Source organism: Octadecabacter temperatus (assembly GCF_001187845.1).
Classification (GTDB): Bacteria; Pseudomonadota; Alphaproteobacteria; order Rhodobacterales; family Rhodobacteraceae; genus Octadecabacter; species Octadecabacter temperatus.
Genome location: NZ_CP012160.1, coordinates 1,180,499 through 1,197,026 on the forward strand (window position 1 = coordinate 1,180,499; position 16,528 = coordinate 1,197,026).

Here is a 16,528-nt window from a genome sequence, read left to right on the forward strand (position 1 = left end):
GGCCTCTGGCCAGAGGGGGCAGACAGCCCCCTGACCACGCCCGCCGCAGGCGCAAACCCGACCGGTTGCCGCAAAAAGGTCAGGGTTTCCACGCTTGTTTGCCACGCACCGCCGCCATAACCTGATGGTTAACAGGCAATGCAGGCGGATCATGATCGGACCCATCCTCAAATCGCTCCGGCGTGAATACATGGACGTGACCCTGCGCAATGGGCGTGAGCGTATTGTGCGTATTATGGAACGCCCCGGCCATTGGATGTCCGAAACCCAGCTGAACGCCCTCACAACGGACCTGCGCACTATTGCGGCTAAAACCTTGGACGAAGGCAGCCTAACCTACGGCGTCTTTGCGGGGGATCGCGATCGTATGCGGGACACCATCATTACGCTGGTTACCCTGCGCGATGGAACGCCAATCGCTTTTAACGCGCTGGCCGTGATGACCTTAGAAACACAACCCGAACCTGTTGACGTTTTGCACCTCGGTCTTGTGATGGTGGACCCAGCGCAGCGCTCTGGTGGACTGTCTTGGGTGCTTTATGGTCTCACGTGCTTTTTGTTATTCGTGCGCAATCAGTTTCGCCCGCTTTGGATATCTAATGTCACTCAGGTTCCTGCCGTCGTTGGTATGGTTTCTGAAATGTTTTCAGATATTTGGCCTAAACCGAACGCGGAACGCCGTACGTTGAGCCACCTCCTAATGGCGCGCCGGATTATGGGCAGCCAACGCCATGTCTTTGGTGTCGGCCAAGATGCAGAATTTGACGAAACACGCTTTGTCATCGCCAACGCCTACACGGGGGGATCGGATGATCTGAAAAAGACGTGGAACGCCGCCCCAAAGCACCGTGATGAAGCGTTTAATGACTTCTGCTCTGCCGAATTGGATTACACCCGCGGTGACGATGTCTTGCAGTTGGGGCGCATGGATCTTGCCGCGATCCGACGATATCTGACCCGTGAAGTCCCAAAAACTGCGGTCATTGGCGTCCTGTTCACTGCAGGCTTCGTTGCGTTGCGGCGCTTGATCCTTCCTGTACTGTATTGGTCTGACAGTTCGCGACAGTTTTCGATCCTACGCCCCGCAAAAGGGGATCGCGATGTTTGATTACGCTGAATTCACCACCCGTAACATCGGGTTCGTCACTCAAGCTGAGCAAACCAAGCTACGCGACGCCACCGTGTTCGTCTGTGGCACCGGCGGTATGGGTGGGGCCTGTATTCTGGGCCTTGTGCGGGCAGGTGTCGGTAAGCTGATCATCGCGGACCTTGATGAATTTGAGGTCAGTAACCTCAACCGTCAGGTCTTTGCGTTTGATCATACGATGGATCGACATAAGGCCGAAGCCACGGCTGAAATCGCGCGCCAGATTAACCCGGAGATCGAGATCGAAGTTCATCACGGGGATTGGACAGAGCAGGTCGATGCGCTGATTGATCGTGCGATAATTGTGGTAAACGGCACCGATGATTTAGGGGCCTCATTGCTGCTCTACCGCCGCGCACGCGCTTTGGGGAAGACCGTGATCGATGCCTATGCCTCACCACTTCCGTCGGTCTACGTTACGGCTCCAACGGATAAGCCGCATGAGGAAAAGTTCGGCTACCCGACGATTGGGACGGATTGGGATAAGCTAAAAGACGATCAGATAAATCAGGCATTTTTATTGGAATCTGAATGGGTTGTGATTCATTCCTCATCTAGAAACTACATCGACTTGGAAATCGTTGGGGACGTTGTTGCGGGCAAACGATCCCGTATGTCTTTTGCGCCAATGGTGATCACAACCGGTCAGTTAATGTGCTACGAAGTCATTAACGCCGTACTGGACCGCCCGCATGGCACCGATAACCGTGGCTACTTTTTCAATCCGTACAAAGCCCGCGTTGAACGCCCCAAACCCGCGATCGTCGCAGCAATTATGCGCCCACTTGTGCGGAGATTTCTGAATGGGCTGATGAAATGACGTTGGCTGCCTCAGATACTGGAAACCTCTTCCTAGCGTTGGCCGCCCTCGCAGGGTTACTGATTTTGCAGGCCGTGATTTGTGCGCGCGACCCTTGGGCACCGCTTAATCGCCGCTTTTTGCTTGGGTTACGCGTTATGGCGATGCTTTTTGCTGGGCGTGCGCTTTTAATCTTAACGGGATGGGATTTCTTCAGATTTTTCATCCTTTTAGGGGCGACTTTGATCCCACTGTCGGTCCTGCTTTTGGCCGAGGGCTTGCTGCGGCGACATGCACCGCTGGGCGTAAAATTCTGGGTTATGGGGGGCACGATCCTGTTTTCCATTCTGTCATTTTGGTGGTCAAACAGCGTCGATCCGTTAAGGCTTGTTGGCCTGCTGGCGTTCCAATTGAGCGGCTTTTTCATCGGGGCATGGCTTGTTTTGACCCGCAACAAGGCGAGCTTAACGGTCGCAGAAAACCAAACTGTTGAGCGATTGGCTCTTTCGCTTTTCTTACTTGTTCCGTTCGCCGCAGCAGATTTTCTTATGGATTATCTGGATCTTCCGGCACAAATCTCACCGCTAGGCGTGCTATTTTTATGCTGGCTTGCGGTTTCATTAGGACGCTCGCAATCGCAACATCGCGCACCGTTGGTGTCATTCTTTGCCATCGTTTTGGGCGCGGGGCTTTCTGGGTTTGTCATCGCACACATGGTTGGGATGGATAAGGATGCGACGATCCTAACATTGGTGGTGATCCTCGCTGCTGTTTTGGTCGCTGTCCTCTTTATCGAAGCGCAAACACTGCGCTCGGAAGAACAGTCGCAAACACTACTTCGGCATCTGGCCGAGGATCGCTCTCGCGACGCGCTCGGCTTCCTACGCGGATTACAAGCGCACCCCTTGGTAGAAGGGGCCGCATTGATCGAGGCCACGCAGCTAAGTGATCTAGAGACATCTGTATTGAAGCACATCTTTAAGGTTCGCCCCGTGTTGCGCCGCGCCGATCCACCCTTCACAGACGGCGCAGAGGGTGACCACATCAAGCACCTGTTCAGCATGTTTAACGCCAGCCACATCCTGCTGGCTGACGACGAACCGATCACGCTGGTCGCGCTGTCGATGCCATCCTTGGCGACGTCACCACGTGCCGAGCTAGAACTAGCCGCAGTCCAACGCATGGCGCGATTAATGACGAAGGCAAGGCCATGATATCTCAAGACATTTTTGAAACCTGCGTGGCGCGTGCTGCATTGGCACCGACCGTCCACAATACCCAGCCGGCCCGTTGGGTGCGGGATGAAAATGTTCTGTCGCTGTTCTGTGACACGAACGTCGGACTTACGTTTGGGGACCCGTCAGGGCGCGATGCCGCTTTGTCTTGTGGCGCTGTGCTTGAGGCCATGATCTTGGCCTTGTCCGCTAATCAGATCACGGTTGAAGTGACCCTGACAGGTAATGACACTGCGCCAAATCAGGGGCTCGTTGCTGTGGCCCACCTAGTTGTTTCGTCTGGGGAACAGGACGGTTTGCATGAGCAGCTAGAAAACCGGTTCACATGGCGTGGCGCGTTTTCGTCTGAGCCTGCGAAGCTGTTCGGCTGGACGCGGGGCGATGCACGGTTCGTCATGGATCAGCCAGGTCGCAGTTGGCTGGCGGAACGCAATGACTGGGCCAGCCATCAAATCATGCAGCAGGGCCGCTTTCGTGATGAACTGGTGAGCTGGATGCGATTGAGCGACACTCATCCGCGCGCAGGTCTTGATGGGATGGATCGCGCCTCCATGCAGATGAGTGAGTCTGAGGCGCGCATGGCGCACTATGCACTGATTAACTTCTGGCGCTGTTTGAAAGTCTTCGGTCTTACAAAGGGGTTGGTTTCTGAAACAGAAGTGACATTAACAGCGCCTCTTATAGCTTTGTTTCATAGAGATAATGCTGAAGATCCGGTCGTTTCTGGCCGTGCGTATCTGCGCATGTGTCTTGAGGCCGCGTCGTTAGGCTTTGCTGGGTGGCCAATGGCAGCTTTGTCGGACAATCCAACAACGAACGCGCAGGTCTGTGAACGTTTCGGGATCGGGCAAGATCGCCAATTGGTTCAGGTCATTCGTTTTGGATTACCTACAGGTGAAGCCGCACCCCGTGCGCGCCGCCCCTTAAGCGAAGTCATCCGTTAATCTACGGGCAATCCGCTTGGCACGCTTTCTGGGCGCCCCATTGGACGCGCGTCAGCTGTGACGCCTGTTAGTGCATGCAGAAACGCTTCTATATAGGTCACTTCAGCGACGCTTAGCGCAACTGGATTAATGTCGAGGACTGCCACTTGCCGCGCCATTTCGCGCGTGTCTTGACGGATCGCGAAATCAACGCCTCCAAATCGCGGGGCGTCGGGCAAGGCGGCCATATCAGTGGTCCAAGCCGCGCGCGCGCTGACCGGATCGGCATGGTGGCGGATCATGTCGGCCAAACTCGGGTAAGCGCCGTTGTGCCCATATGGCGCCGTGAGGGCGACATTACGCAGCGATGGTGTACGAAAGCGGTAGGCGTCTGATAGCAGGTCTGTTTCTCCCATGCGCCCGACATCTCGTGGCATTTTATCAAAGGTGCGTGTGCGACCGGGACCGAATGCTGGCAAGCCAAGTGCGTGGAAGCCTTGGTCTGTGAACAGCGGGCCAGAATGGCATGTGGCACAACGGGCCTCGCCAAAGAACAACGCACGCCCACGTTCGGCGTTTTCGGGCAGGGGTGTTCCGGCCAGCCACGCATCATAAGGGCTGTCAAAGCTGCGCCACTCGGTATTGATGAAAGCACCCAAAGCATTGCCAATTTCGACGATTGTCAGGTCCAGCGGTTCTTCAACGCTATCAAAGGCCTCGATGAACATGTCCACGTAAGTCTCGTTCCCTCGGACCCGCGCGGCGATGATGGGCCATGCCGCATCAATGCGGTCATGGGTTGCGCCAGCTACGTCGTTTTCGCCAGGGTTTCCCGCCATTTCGAATTGGGCCGTTAGGGGGAACAAGGCTTGGGCGGCAACGATATTATCGAGACCTTGAGGGAGCCATTCTTCGGCGGGTGAATCAAATCCGTTCCCGAATTGGTTGGATACTTCCAATCGCCCGTCATGGAACAGCACATCAATCGAGTTATGCCCAATGTTCCAAAGGCTTGGAGCGTTTCGCGGCACGCGTTTTCGGATGTCCCCGACAAGACGTTCTTCGCCAAGCCCGATGCCGCCTTCACCAATCCCCAGCGATAGCCCATCGCCACTGGCGAGGTCGTGATGATGGCAGGTTCCGCATGAAATATTCCGGTTTCCGCTCAATATCCTATCATAAAATAGCAATTGCCCAATCCGCGCTTGCGCTGGGTCGCTGTCCACGAAATCATCCATGGAGATCGAGTCGGCGAACGCCCCGCTCGCAGCAAAACTGCAGGAAAGTACGATATGGAAAACGTATGGAAACCGTATGGAAAACGTATAGCTCATGCAGGCATTTTGGCTGCATTGCTGGGGGTTACAAGCCCTGTTTACGCGGCTGATTTGGAAGATGCGCGCGATTTGATGGAAGCGGGCGAATTTGAAGCCGCGCGTGCGCAATTTGAGGTTCTGGCGCGCTCCGGTAATGCCGATGCCGAGGAACTGATCGGCGTCATGTATGCCCTTGGACTTGGTGTCGAACAGGACGACGAACGTGCCTTTGAATGGTACTTGCGTTCGTCAATGAAAGGGCACCCTGGCGCGCAATCCGGGATTGGCTGGTACTATGAACTCGGACGCGGGATTGAGGCGCCTGACTTGGTTCGGGCCTATTTATGGTATGCGTTATCTGCGATTGGCGGAGACGTGGACGCGCCGGACTCGCTTGAGGAACTGACCCCGCGCATGACCGCCGAGCAGATCGCCCGTGCGCAGGTTTTGGTGGATGACTACAAGGTCTGGATGTACCCGTTTCGGTGATGTTACGCGGTCTAGATTTCCCAGAAATCCGCCGTTTATCCGCAAATTATCGACATATTAATGACTGACTTTTAGGTTAATTCGCACGCAATTGTGGGCTGTATTGCGGCCTGTCGACAAAGGACGTGTACCATGGCCGATATGTTATTAGGTGGCATTATTATCAACGAAATTTTCGTTGATCCAAATGGCGCGCTCAATTTCGACACAGACGGGAATGGTACCGCGAGCGCACTGGATGAGTATGTTGAACTATACAACACATCTGGCAGCGCGATTGATATTTCTGGACTAGAATTGTGGGATTCTGGGTCCGGACAATGGTTCACGTTTCCTGCGGGCTCGGTATTGGAATCTGGCGGCCGCGCTATGGTTCTCACTGGTGTGCAGTTAGGTGGTAGTTTGCCGACGGGTGGCCCAGATGATTTGTTCTTTGATGCAGGGCGCGGAACGGCGGTGATCAACAACGGTGGCGATAACGTCACCCTCTATGACCCTAACAATGACGAATTCATTCAGGCGACGTTCAATGGCGATCCTTTGGATGACCCAACGACCTACTCAGGGTTTTCCGGTACAGCAACGCAGGTCGGTGCAGGCGAAGACTTTGGCAATGACACCGACGGTGAATCCTTACAGCGGGATGGTGATGGTCAGGACACTTTCATCAGCGGAACACCGACGCCGGGAACCACGAACGTCTGTTTTGCCGATGGAACGCGCCTTGCGACACCCAATGGGGAAATTTCAATTGAAGACCTAAAGATTGGTGATCTTGTGCACACCGCAGATGATGGGCCGCAACCTGTTCGCTGGCTTTACAGCTGCACGTGGCAACGCGAAGACGTCAGTCAATCGCTAAACCTTTCAGCTGTCTTAATCCGCGCAGACGCACTTGGCGTTGGCTTGCCTAGTTGTGATTTGCGTTTATCCCAACAACATCGTGTCTTGGTGCAGGGGGCCATTGCGCAACGCATGTTTGGCGAAGATGAAGTCCTAATTCCAGCCAAAGCATTACTAAGTGTGGCGGGCGTATCTCTTGAGGTGCCGGAGGTTTCGGTCACCTATTATCATGTCATGTTAGACGATCATCACATCGTTACCGCCAACGCAGTTGCGGCTGAAAGTTTGTTTCTTGGAGAGCAAGCCTTGGCGTCTATCCCTGAACAAGGTCTGAAGGAAATCAGCCTGTTGTTGGATGTTTCAATCGATGATCTGACGGATGGGAGCGTTGAAGCGTTGCCAGCGCGTGCGTTGGTCGGTGGTCGCCGTGCATCCAGACTGGTCGCCCGTCATTTACGCAACAACCGTCCGCTTGCGATCTGAAATCTGCACCTCTGCTAGTATCGGTAAATGATCTGACGCGTGGCGCCCCGTCACCTTTCGCGGAATATCAAGCATGCGCACGTTTAGCCGTTTGCAATGGGCGATCCGATCGAGCGCACCCATGGGCAGGCTCGACGGAAATGTACGCCCCGGGGTCAGGATGGTGTAGCGTCGTGCAAGGCGACCAAGCCCCACGCGCTGTGACCATTCGTTGAAATCCCCCAAAATGATGGTTGGGCGCGGCGGTAACGCATCGAGTTCCTCACGGATATGGTCCAGCTGGCTTCGGCGCGAACGGCGCAACAGCCCAAGGTGAACGCCAACAACGCGAAGGTTTGGCAAATCAACAGCAATCGCGCCACGCGGTTCCAACCCTGGAAGCGGGTACCTGTGAACCTGTTCAGCGGTAATGTTTGGACGTGCCAGCAACGCGATACCGTGCCACCCAAGGCTGGTGTCGTTGTCGGCCACAGGAAGCGGCCGCAGATCGGTATGGGTTTCGATCAGATTGCGCGGCAGGGCTGATGGGCGCGCACCCATACGAAAGTCCGCCTCTTGCAGGGCAACCACATCGGCATCAAGGGCATTCACAGCGTCCAGTACCCGCAACGGATCACGGCGCAGGTCCGTGCCAAGGCCTGCGCGAATGTTATAGCTGGCTATGCGAAGGGGTGTGTGTTGCTGCATACTACCTATATTGGCATTCAACGTTGCAATCGGAAGACCCATGCAAAAGATATCCAGTCCAATCGTCATTCGCATCATCCAGACCATTCTAACGCTTGAGATATTATCGGGTGTTGCCACCCAAACTTGGCAGGCGGTTTTCGTGGGTGCGGCGACCTTGGGGCTTACGTTCTTGCCAGAACGGTTTGCTGCGTTCTTTGGGATTAGATTGCCACGCTCGGTTCTCACATCGATTGTCGTGTTCATATTCGCGACAATGTTTCTGGGCGAGGTTGGCGATTTTTATGAAAAATTCTGGTGGTGGGATGTCGTGTTGCACTTCATGTCCGCGCTCAGCTTTGGCGCGTTTGGGTTCTTGCTGATCTTCATGTTGTTTGAGGGGGATCGCTACGCCGCACCGCCTTGGGCCTTAGCGACATTAGCGTTTTGCGTTGGCCTGTCGATTGGTAGCTTGTGGGAGGTTTTTGAGTTTTCCATGGATCAGCTGTTTGGGATGAACATGCAAAAATCCGGCCTCGTGGATACCATGAAGGACCTGATCGTCGACGCCGCCGGCGCTGCGATTGGCGCATTTTCAGGGTATCTTTACTTGAAAGGTCGACAGTTCGGCGGGCTTGGAAAGGTTCTGGAACAGTTTGTAGACGCCAATAAGCGTTGGTACGGGAAGTAGCGAAAGTTGGTCTCGCAGGTGCGGCGACCTGCACTGGTGACATCCATGCAAAATATCGTATGCATGTTCTTGAATGTAATTGCCAGAAGGGCGCGCCCAATGATCCGCACCAGTATTTTATGCATGACGGCAGCAACGCCGCTGTTGGCGAATGAGGACATTGCCGATCAGTATCCACAGTCCGTTCTGTACGAAGCGCCAGTTCAGGTCATCAAGAACGTGTGGTCCGCAATCGGCGCGACGGCACCGCCAACGTATGAAAACGCTGGGCACAACAACAACCTGTCTTTCATTGTGACGGGCGACGGCGTGATCGTGGTGAATGCTGGGGCCAACTACGCGTTGTCCGCTGCAATGCATGACGAAATTCGCGCCGTGACGGATCAACCCGTGAAATTGGTCATCAACGAGAACGGGCAGGGCCACGCGATGCTGGGCAACAACTACTGGGTCGAACAGGGGGTTGATATCCTCGCCCACGTCGATGCCGCCGCCGCGTTTGAGGATCGGGCTGCGCAAAGTTACGAAGGGATGGTTCGGTATGCTCGTGAAAACTCTGAAGGCACAGTTGCTCACGGGCCAACCATTACGTTTGAAGGCGAATACATCATTGAGATGGGCGATATGCGGATTGAGGTTTTGGACCTTGGCCCCGCGCACAGCCCCGGTGATGTTTCGGTCTGGCTACCTGAACAGAAGATGTTGATTGCGGGCGATGCAGCATTTCACGAACGTATGCCCCCAATTTTCGGGGACACTTGTACGCGCTGTTGGTTGGAGACATGGGAAACCGCCGTCGAACCGCTCGGCGCGCTTTACGTAATCCCAGGGCACGGCCACCCAACGAACATGGACGTGGTGCGCGCAGGGACCCATGGCTACGTCAGCTACCTGCGCGAAAAGATTGGCGAGCACATCGAGGAAGGCGGCGATCTGGCTGGGGCTTACTACGTTGATCAGTCTCCCTACAAACATTTAGACACGTTTGAGGAACTGGCCACTAGAAACGCAGGCGTGGTCTATTCCGAGATGGAGTGGGAATAAGCGACGCTTTCGTCCCATTAGAATAAGCCGAAACGTAAAAGGGCCGCCCGTAACTGGGCGGCCCTCACTGTGTTTAGAAACAACAGATTAGTTTAGGTCAGCGTCGTAGCTTGCTGCGAGGTCGGCTTCGACTTCGTCCACGGCCGCGATCAATGCGTCGAGGATTTGGTCTGCACCATCCACGTTGCCGCGGAACCAAGCTTGAACTGGCTCAGCCGCTTCAGCGAACATTGCTTTCTCTTCAGGTGTTGGAACGTAGAGGTTACCGCCACCCGCAACGAAGTCTGCGTAGGCTTGGATAGAGTTACGCTTAGGTGACGCGAAAGTCGCCTGTTGCAGCGCGTAGAAGCCGTCCACGATTACGCGGCGCTGTGCTTCGTCCATGCCAGTGAAACGTTCGTTGTTCATCCACCAGAGCGCACCCATATAAGCGTGGCCGTCAAGCGTGACGTACTGCAGGCCTGCATCAGGGAACTTCATGCCCATGATGTCTGTGATGCCGTTCTTGGACCCTTCAACAACGCCCGTTTGGAACGATGTGAACAGCTCAGGCCATGGGATCGGTGTCGGGGATGCACCCAAAGCGCGCACGAGTTCCTGCGGCAGGTCGGCCACAACCGTACGGATCTTCAGGCCTTCCATGTCGGCAGGTGTCTGAACAGGGCGAACAGTGTTCGCAAAGTTACGCCAGCCGCCGGTGTTACCGATCGTCATCAGACGGATCGTGTCCTCAGATGTTTCCAGCGCCATGTCACGCATTGTGCGCACGAAATCGCCTTGAAGCACGGATTCAGCAACGCGGTCATCAGACATCAGGTACGGCAGGTCGAGGACTTGCACGTACGGGAAGATACCCGCAGCGCCACCAGATGTGGACACGTAGATGTCGATGGAGCCTTCAGAAACGCCTTCAAGACATTCCGCACCAGTCGCACAGATTTGTGTGCCCATGAAGATTTCCACGGCAATTGCGCCGTTGGATGCAGATTCAACGTAGTTTTTGAACACGATCAGACCGTCATAGTCTTCATCGTTTTCGTTGGAGTTCGCCGTGGCACGCAGAGTGACAGCGTGGCCATCAGCGTAAACTGGTACTGCGGCCATTGTGTAGGCTGCGATCATGCCAGCCGTTGCGAGATACTTCATCATTTTAATAATCCTCCCAGATTTTTGATGTTGGATTAGGGTTAGTTTGCGGGTGGTCCAGGGCTAATGCAAGCCATGTAACCACTGTCAGGCGCACATCCGAGGAAGTCCGCGAGATAGGGAACCGTCATTGAAATTTGTGGGAAGAAGGTGATCAAAAAGATCACCGCGACTTCCACGGCAAGGAACGGCAGGATAGCCTTCGCGATGGTTTCCACCTTTTCGCGAGAGACCGTTGAAGCCACGAATAGAACAAGTCCCATTGGCGGCGTTGCCAGGCCTACCGTGAGGTTGACGCTCATGATGATGGCGAAGTGGACAGGGTGTACGCCGATATCAACAAAGATTGGTCCGAGGATGGGTCCAAGGATGATGATCGCGGGTCCTGCGTCCAAGAACATGCCGACGATGAACAACAGGATGTTGATCAGGAACAACAGGATCAGCGGGTTTTCAGACAACCCAAGAATCAGGTCTGCCAATGTCGTTGCCGCACCGGATGTCGCGACAATGGTTTTGAACGCAACGGCTGCGCCCACAAGCAACAGCACCGATGCCGACGCAAGCGCCGAGCGTTGCAACACGTCAAAGAAGTCCGCCCATGTGAGGGATTTAAGCACGAACACGGACACCAGAAGGGCGTAGGCCACCGCGATTGTCGAGGCTTCCGTCGGGGTCATGACGCCGATCAGAATACCACCGAGGATGATGATCGGTGTTTGCAGCGGAACGACGCCCTTTTTGCACACGGTGCGGAAGTCAGCACTGACTTGGCCACGCAACGCGACCAGCAGGACGTGCGCCAAGATCAGTAAGATCAGCAGCGTTCCCCAAAGCATGAAACCTTCTGGGCGCGTGTAACCGCTGAAGGATTGCACGCCACGATAAACGGCCCAAAGCAGGCCCATAAGGTTGATGCGTGCGAGGACAAAGGACAGCCAGAATTCAATCGGGGCGATGGTCTGGTTTTTGGTGACGATGCGTTCCGCTTTCGGCAGGTCGTATCGATCCGCCATGAGGCGCACCATAACCATCAGGCCAACACCCACGAGAACACCGGGTACGATACCTGCAAGGAACAACGCCGCGACGCTTTCCCCCATGACATAAGCGTAGATAATCATGATGCCGGAGGGCGGGATGATCGGGCCAATGACGGAAGATGCTGCCGTAATGGCAGCAGCGAATTTGCGGGTGTAGCCGTTCTTTTCCATCGCAGGGATCAAGGTGGAGCCAAGGGCAGATGTGTCTGCCACAGCGGACCCGGACAGGCCTGCGAATAGAATGGAGCTGAGGATGTTCACCTGCGCAAGTCCGCCGCGCAGATGGCCCATGAATGCCTGTGAAAACTCAACAAGACGCGTGGTGATGCCACCACGGTTCATCACTTCACCAGCAAGCATGAAGAACGGCAAAGCCATCAGCGGGAAACTGTCGATCCCCGTGTAAACATTGCGATAAAGGATCGCGAGATCCTTTTCGTTACCGGTTACCCACGTCATGAAACCCGGGGCGAACAGAAGCGCAAAAACGACCGGTGTGCCGATCATCAAGATCACGAGGAAGAGGGGAAGGAACCAAATCAGCATCAGGAAGCACTCGCCATGTCTTCGTCGCCAAGGGGGGCGAGGCCGGTGTCTTTACCGAACAGTTTCAGGATTTGACGAAGGATCAACTCAACACACGCCAAGATGAGGAGGTTGATCCCGATCCACAGGGCAATGTATTGATAATAGTTGCTAAACTTAGCGCGGCACTTGCCGATTTCGATCCCGAAGGGCCAGCGCAGCGTTGACGAACAGCCGCGACCAGACAGCGTGTCGACGTGGTTGTTTAGCCCTTTGTCCCACATCACAAGCAGCACTGCTAAAGACATGCCAAACAAGATAAGCGTCAAAACCGCAGAAAGGCGCGGCGCGAGGGCGCGTTCCAACATATCAATGGCGACAAAACCACCATGACGGTAGGCGACTGGCGCCATAAGGCCTGTCATCCAGAGCATACCGAAACGGGCAGCTTCTTCGGTCCAGTTGGGGGCATCGTTTAGGGCGTAGCGCATGAAGACTTGGAGCAGAATGAAGCAAACCATGAGGATAAGCGCGCCAATTGAAATGGCTTTGCAGGCCTTATGAAGGCGTTCATTAATTGCCGCATGGGCTTGGACCGCCGGAACAGGGCGGATCAAACAAGCAATCCAAAGGATCGCGAGCATGAGACCGACAAAGGCCATATCACCCATGCCGATGGCATCAGCCAAAGCTTCGCGGCGGTCCTCAAAGGCACCGATGAACAAGATCACCACATATGCGGCGGCGACCAGTCCGATTGCAAGACGTCCTCCCAACGGCTTACCCTCCCTAGCTTGCTCATTTTGAGCTGTTATCAGGGTCTTACGCCCTGTTTCTAATTCAACCTTTTAGCGAAACGAACTTTCCGGATTGGAACAATAGCGGTAGGCCGTCCCGTGATTGCGCGCGTGTGACCTGACCAATGATGATCGTGTGATCGCCCGCGTCATGTTCGGCGTGAAGTGAACATTCGAACCGTGCAAGGCATCCCTCAATGAGGGGTACGTTGTTTTCATTCATAGACACATCAAACCCGTCAAAAGCAGATTTGTTTTTGGTGAACCCGTCGCAAAGCTGTTTCTGATGGGCGTCCAAAACGTGGATCGCAAAGTGCTTTGCACCTGTGAAGTAATTGAAACGCTTGGATGATTTCGCGGGGGACCACAGCACCAATGGTGGGTCAAGCGACACCGAGGCAAAGCTATTTGCGGTGATCCCGATTGGGCCATCGGCTGACGGAACCGTCACCACAGTAACCCCAGTGGCATAAGCGCCAAGGGCGTCGCGAAACGCGCGTGCATCTTGCGTGGGGTCAAAGGCGTTCACGTCAAGCAACCTCGTGTCCTAGCGCGGCTTCATAGAGTTTGAACCAAGTCTCGCGATCCATTTCTACCTTAAGTGCGTCAGAGAAGCCTTTGATACGGCTTATGTTATTTGTTCCCATAACAGGAAGGATTTTTGCAGGGTGCGCCAAAAGCCAAGCGACGGCAACTGCGCTGCGATCCACTGAGTTTTCAGCGGCAACAGTATCCATTGCACGGCCAAGGTCCGTGTCGGCAGTCATCAACGCACCGCCACCCAGCGGGGACCATGCCATCGGAGCAACGCCGCGTTCTTGCAGGAATGCAAGGTCGCCGTTGGTCAGCGCGTCATGTGCAGACAGGGAAACTTCGATCTGGTTGGTGACCAATTTGGACTTCATCGCAGATTGCAGCAGCGTCCAGTCGTGCAGCTTGAAGTTGGAAACACCCACGGAACGCACTTTGCCAGAGGCAACGACTTCGTCCAGTGCCGCACCCGTTTCGTGGTGGTCCATCAGTGGGTCAGGGCGGTGGATCAGCAGAACGTCGATCTTGTCGATCCCCATAAAACGCAAGGAATGTTCGACGGAATTCAAGATATGCTCACGGCTGGTATCGTAAAACTTGCCAGAGACATGACCGTAACGACCCGCAGGGATCAGGATATCGCATTTGGTGACGACTTCGATCTGGTCTTTGATGGATTGGGTCAGGCCCGCACCCATAATTTCCTCGGCCATGTAGCCGCCATAGATGTCAGCTTGGTCCATGGTTGTTATGCCTTGCTCAAGGCAGGCTTCGATCTTGGCTTGGACGGCTTTGGGGGACGTGTCATCCACGTCTCCAAGGCGCCACATACCGTACACGATGCGCGAAAGAGAAAGGTCAGGCGTGAGATTAATGCGTTCCATTAGATGCGGGGTCCGTTTCCGAGAGGGGTTGCAGGCGTGTCATTGGGGACACGACCATAGGCATGAGGCAATGAACAGGTTTTTAGGTCTGGCATGACGAGTTTACCAAAGTGCTTAGCTTCATCGATGTGTGGGTAACCTGAGAAGATGAAAGAACGAATGCCCATTTTGCGGTATTCTTCGATTTTGGAAAGCACCTGATCGGCAGATCCAACAAGGGCCGCGCCACAGCCAGACCGCGCACGACCAACGCCGGTCCAAAGGTTTGGTTCAACATAGCCGAATTTATCGGCCAATTCCCGCGCCTTAGCTTGGTGGGCAACTCCCAACGAAATGCTGTCATGGGCGCGATCACGGATCAGTTTGCCGTATTCATCGTCAAGTTTTGACGCGATGTGGTCCGCGTATTCGCGTGCCTCAGCTTCGGTGTCGCGCACAATCATATGGACGCGCAGGCCGTAATCGAGTGTGCGATTATAACGTTCCGCCACCGCGTTCACGTCTTTCATGCGCTGTGCGAGTTGTTCCTTGGGCTCGGGCCACATCAGGTAAACGTCACAGTGCTGACCGCACAGGTCTAGTGCAGCGGGCGAGTAGCCGCCAAAGTAAAGTAGCGGACCACCAGTTTGGTACGGGGTCGCTGGGGCAGTGGGGACGTTTGCGAATTGGTAGACTTCGCCGTCATAGTTGATTTCGTCCTGCGTCCACGCTTGCTTGAGGATTTCGACAACTTCGCGGGAACGTTGGTAGCGAAAGCCGCTTTCTGCAACTTCACCTGGGAAATCGGAGGAGATGACGTTCAGGGTCAAACGGCCCTTCATCATATGATCCAACGTCGCCACCGTGCGCGCCAACATGATTGGCTGCATTTCACCGCACCGGATCGCGGCGAGCATGTTTATCTTTTCCGTGAGTGGAGCCATGCCCGCAACGAAAGACAGTGTATCTTGCCCAACCTGATAGCTGGACGGCGCGAGGATGTTGCGGAATCCTTGTTGTTCGGCTTCCAGAACGATGTCGCGGCAATGCTCCCATGAGGAACGAAGTGATCCATCAGGCACGCCCAAAAACTCGTAGTCGTCTGAACATAAAGCGGAAAACCAGCTAACCTCTGATGCATCAAGGTCGGCGGACGTGACTGGAACGATGCTCATGATTCTCCTCCCCAGAGAGTGGTATTGCCCCTTGCGTAGCATCCCAAACGTAGTGCATCAATACTGTATCAATTATTTCGCAACTTTAGGGAGGGGCGCAAATGTCAGACAGTCAACGCCCCACGGCGCTGCCCAAATACGTTCAGATCGCAGAGATGCTGATCCGTGATATTGCGGCCGGTCGGCTTGTGGATGGCGCGCGTTTGCCGCCTGAGCGTGAGCTGTCTCAATCCCTGAACACCGCAGTTGGAACCTTGCGTAAGGCACTGGATTTATTGGTGGAAAAGAACCTTCTGGAACGTGTCCAGGGGTCGGGGAACTATGTACGTGCGCGCGCTGATGTGCCGTCTGTCTATTCGTTTTTGCGGATCGAGCGGTTGCAGGGCGGTGGTTTGCCAACGGCCGAAGTGTTGTCGATTGACCAGATGGTGGCCCCACGCGAAGCAGGATTTGCCAGCCCGAACGGGTTTCGGTTCCGCAGGTTGCGATTCATGGACGACATTCCAGCGGCCATGGAAGAAATTTGGCTGGATTGCGCGGTTACAGAGGTGGTCGATGAGGATGCCGTATCTGAATCCCTTTACCTCTATTATTCTGAAGTGCTTGGGGTCGTGATCACCAGCGCTGAAGACCGAATTAACCTTGCGCCTACACCTGATTGGGTTGATCCCCGATTTGGTTTAAGGGCGGGTGAAATTGCTGGATATATTGAGCGAACAGGGCGCGCGCATACGGGCGAAACTGTTGAGTATTCAAGAACATGGTTCGATCCGAACCAGATTAATTACGTCTCGAGACTTGGAAAGACCTAA

The 16,528-nt window shown here is 54.8% G+C and carries 17 protein-coding genes; 9 read left to right on the plus strand and 8 right to left on the minus strand.

Annotated elements, in window-relative coordinates; translation table 11 throughout:
• Positions 1-151 precede the first annotated feature (151 nt).
• The 4 genes from OSB_RS06015 to OSB_RS06030 are packed head-to-tail and all read left to right on the plus strand — an operon-like array spanning position 152 to position 4,125.
• Positions 152-1,108, plus strand: coding sequence for a hypothetical protein (locus OSB_RS06015; RefSeq protein WP_082166424.1), 957 nt, complete (start codon positions 152-154; stop codon positions 1,106-1,108).
• Complete coding sequence (locus OSB_RS06020; protein WP_049834135.1) at positions 1,101-1,967, plus strand: ThiF family adenylyltransferase; 867 nt, start codon at positions 1,101-1,103, stop codon at positions 1,965-1,967. Before OSB_RS06015 ends, OSB_RS06020 begins: the two co-directional genes overlap by 8 nt.
• Entirely contained in the window at positions 1,964-3,160 is a 1,197-nt protein-coding gene (locus OSB_RS06025; RefSeq protein WP_049834136.1) for a hypothetical protein, read from the plus strand. The genes OSB_RS06020 and OSB_RS06025 overlap by 4 nt, the downstream gene beginning before the upstream one ends.
• The gene (locus OSB_RS06030; RefSeq protein WP_049834137.1) at positions 3,157-4,125 is read left to right on the plus strand and encodes a nitroreductase family protein; all 969 of its coding nucleotides are present in this window, start codon (positions 3,157-3,159) and stop codon (positions 4,123-4,125) included. Before OSB_RS06025 ends, OSB_RS06030 begins: the two co-directional genes overlap by 4 nt.
• Here the strand turns inward: OSB_RS06030 and OSB_RS06035 are convergent.
• Positions 4,122-5,330 carry a cytochrome-c peroxidase gene (locus tag OSB_RS06035; RefSeq protein ID WP_327196169.1) on the minus strand — a complete coding sequence of 403 codons (1,209 nt, stop codon included), beginning with the start codon at positions 5,328-5,330 and terminating at the stop codon, positions 4,122-4,124. The two genes, OSB_RS06030 and OSB_RS06035, sit on opposite strands and share 4 nt — an antisense overlap.
• Before the next feature lie 66 nt (positions 5,331-5,396).
• Here OSB_RS06035 and OSB_RS06040 point away from each other — a divergent pair, with 66 nt between their 5' ends.
• Positions 5,397-5,909, plus strand: a complete 513-nt coding sequence (locus tag OSB_RS06040) for a tetratricopeptide repeat protein (protein ID WP_049834139.1) — start codon at positions 5,397-5,399, stop codon at positions 5,907-5,909.
• 132 nt (positions 5,910-6,041) lie between these two features.
• A complete protein-coding gene (locus OSB_RS06045; RefSeq protein ID WP_049834140.1) occupies positions 6,042-7,235 on the plus strand; it encodes a Hint domain-containing protein in 1,194 nt (397 codons plus the stop codon).
• On the opposite strand, the gene OSB_RS06050 is transcribed toward OSB_RS06045, so the two are convergent.
• The gene (locus tag OSB_RS06050; protein WP_234967353.1) at positions 7,206-7,991 is read right to left on the minus strand and encodes an endonuclease/exonuclease/phosphatase family protein; all 786 of its coding nucleotides are present in this window, start codon (positions 7,989-7,991) and stop codon (positions 7,206-7,208) included. The two genes, OSB_RS06045 and OSB_RS06050, sit on opposite strands and share 30 nt — an antisense overlap.
• Here OSB_RS06050 and OSB_RS06055 point away from each other — a divergent pair.
• A complete protein-coding gene (locus OSB_RS06055; protein ID WP_049834141.1) occupies positions 7,963-8,592 on the plus strand; it encodes a DUF2238 domain-containing protein in 630 nt (209 codons plus the stop codon). The two genes, OSB_RS06050 and OSB_RS06055, sit on opposite strands and share 29 nt — an antisense overlap.
• Positions 8,593-8,691: 99 nt before the next feature.
• The gene (locus tag OSB_RS06060; protein ID WP_200802524.1) at positions 8,692-9,636 is read left to right on the plus strand and encodes an MBL fold metallo-hydrolase; all 945 of its coding nucleotides are present in this window, start codon (positions 8,692-8,694) and stop codon (positions 9,634-9,636) included.
• Positions 9,637-9,723: 87 nt separating this feature from the next.
• Here OSB_RS06060 and OSB_RS06065 read toward each other — a convergent pair whose 3' ends face one another.
• From OSB_RS06065 to OSB_RS06090, 6 genes are all read right to left on the minus strand, one after another.
• A complete protein-coding gene (locus OSB_RS06065) occupies positions 9,724-10,785 on the minus strand; it encodes a TRAP transporter substrate-binding protein (protein WP_049834142.1) in 1,062 nt (353 codons plus the stop codon).
• Between the two features lie 38 nt (positions 10,786-10,823).
• Positions 10,824-12,371, minus strand: coding sequence for a TRAP transporter large permease (locus OSB_RS06070; protein WP_049834143.1), 1,548 nt, complete (start codon positions 12,369-12,371; stop codon positions 10,824-10,826).
• Positions 12,371-13,126, minus strand: coding sequence for a TRAP transporter small permease (locus OSB_RS06075; RefSeq protein ID WP_049834144.1), 756 nt, complete (start codon positions 13,124-13,126; stop codon positions 12,371-12,373). Before OSB_RS06075 ends, OSB_RS06070 begins: the two co-directional genes overlap by 1 nt.
• A 64-nt stretch (positions 13,127-13,190) precedes the next feature.
• Positions 13,191-13,676, minus strand: coding sequence for a flavin reductase family protein (locus OSB_RS06080; protein ID WP_049836073.1), 486 nt, complete (start codon positions 13,674-13,676; stop codon positions 13,191-13,193).
• A 1-nt stretch (position 13,677) separates the two neighbouring features.
• Positions 13,678-14,562: an aldo/keto reductase gene (locus tag OSB_RS06085; protein ID WP_049834145.1), complete on the minus strand. Its 885-nt coding sequence runs from the start codon at positions 14,560-14,562 to the stop codon at positions 13,678-13,680.
• Complete coding sequence (locus OSB_RS06090; protein WP_049834146.1) at positions 14,562-15,716, minus strand: LLM class flavin-dependent oxidoreductase; 1,155 nt, start codon at positions 15,714-15,716, stop codon at positions 14,562-14,564. The genes OSB_RS06085 and OSB_RS06090 overlap by 1 nt, the downstream gene beginning before the upstream one ends.
• Before the next feature lie 101 nt (positions 15,717-15,817).
• Here OSB_RS06090 and OSB_RS06095 point away from each other — a divergent pair, with 101 nt between their 5' ends.
• Complete coding sequence (locus OSB_RS06095) at positions 15,818-16,528, plus strand: GntR family transcriptional regulator (RefSeq protein WP_049834147.1); 711 nt, start codon at positions 15,818-15,820, stop codon at positions 16,526-16,528.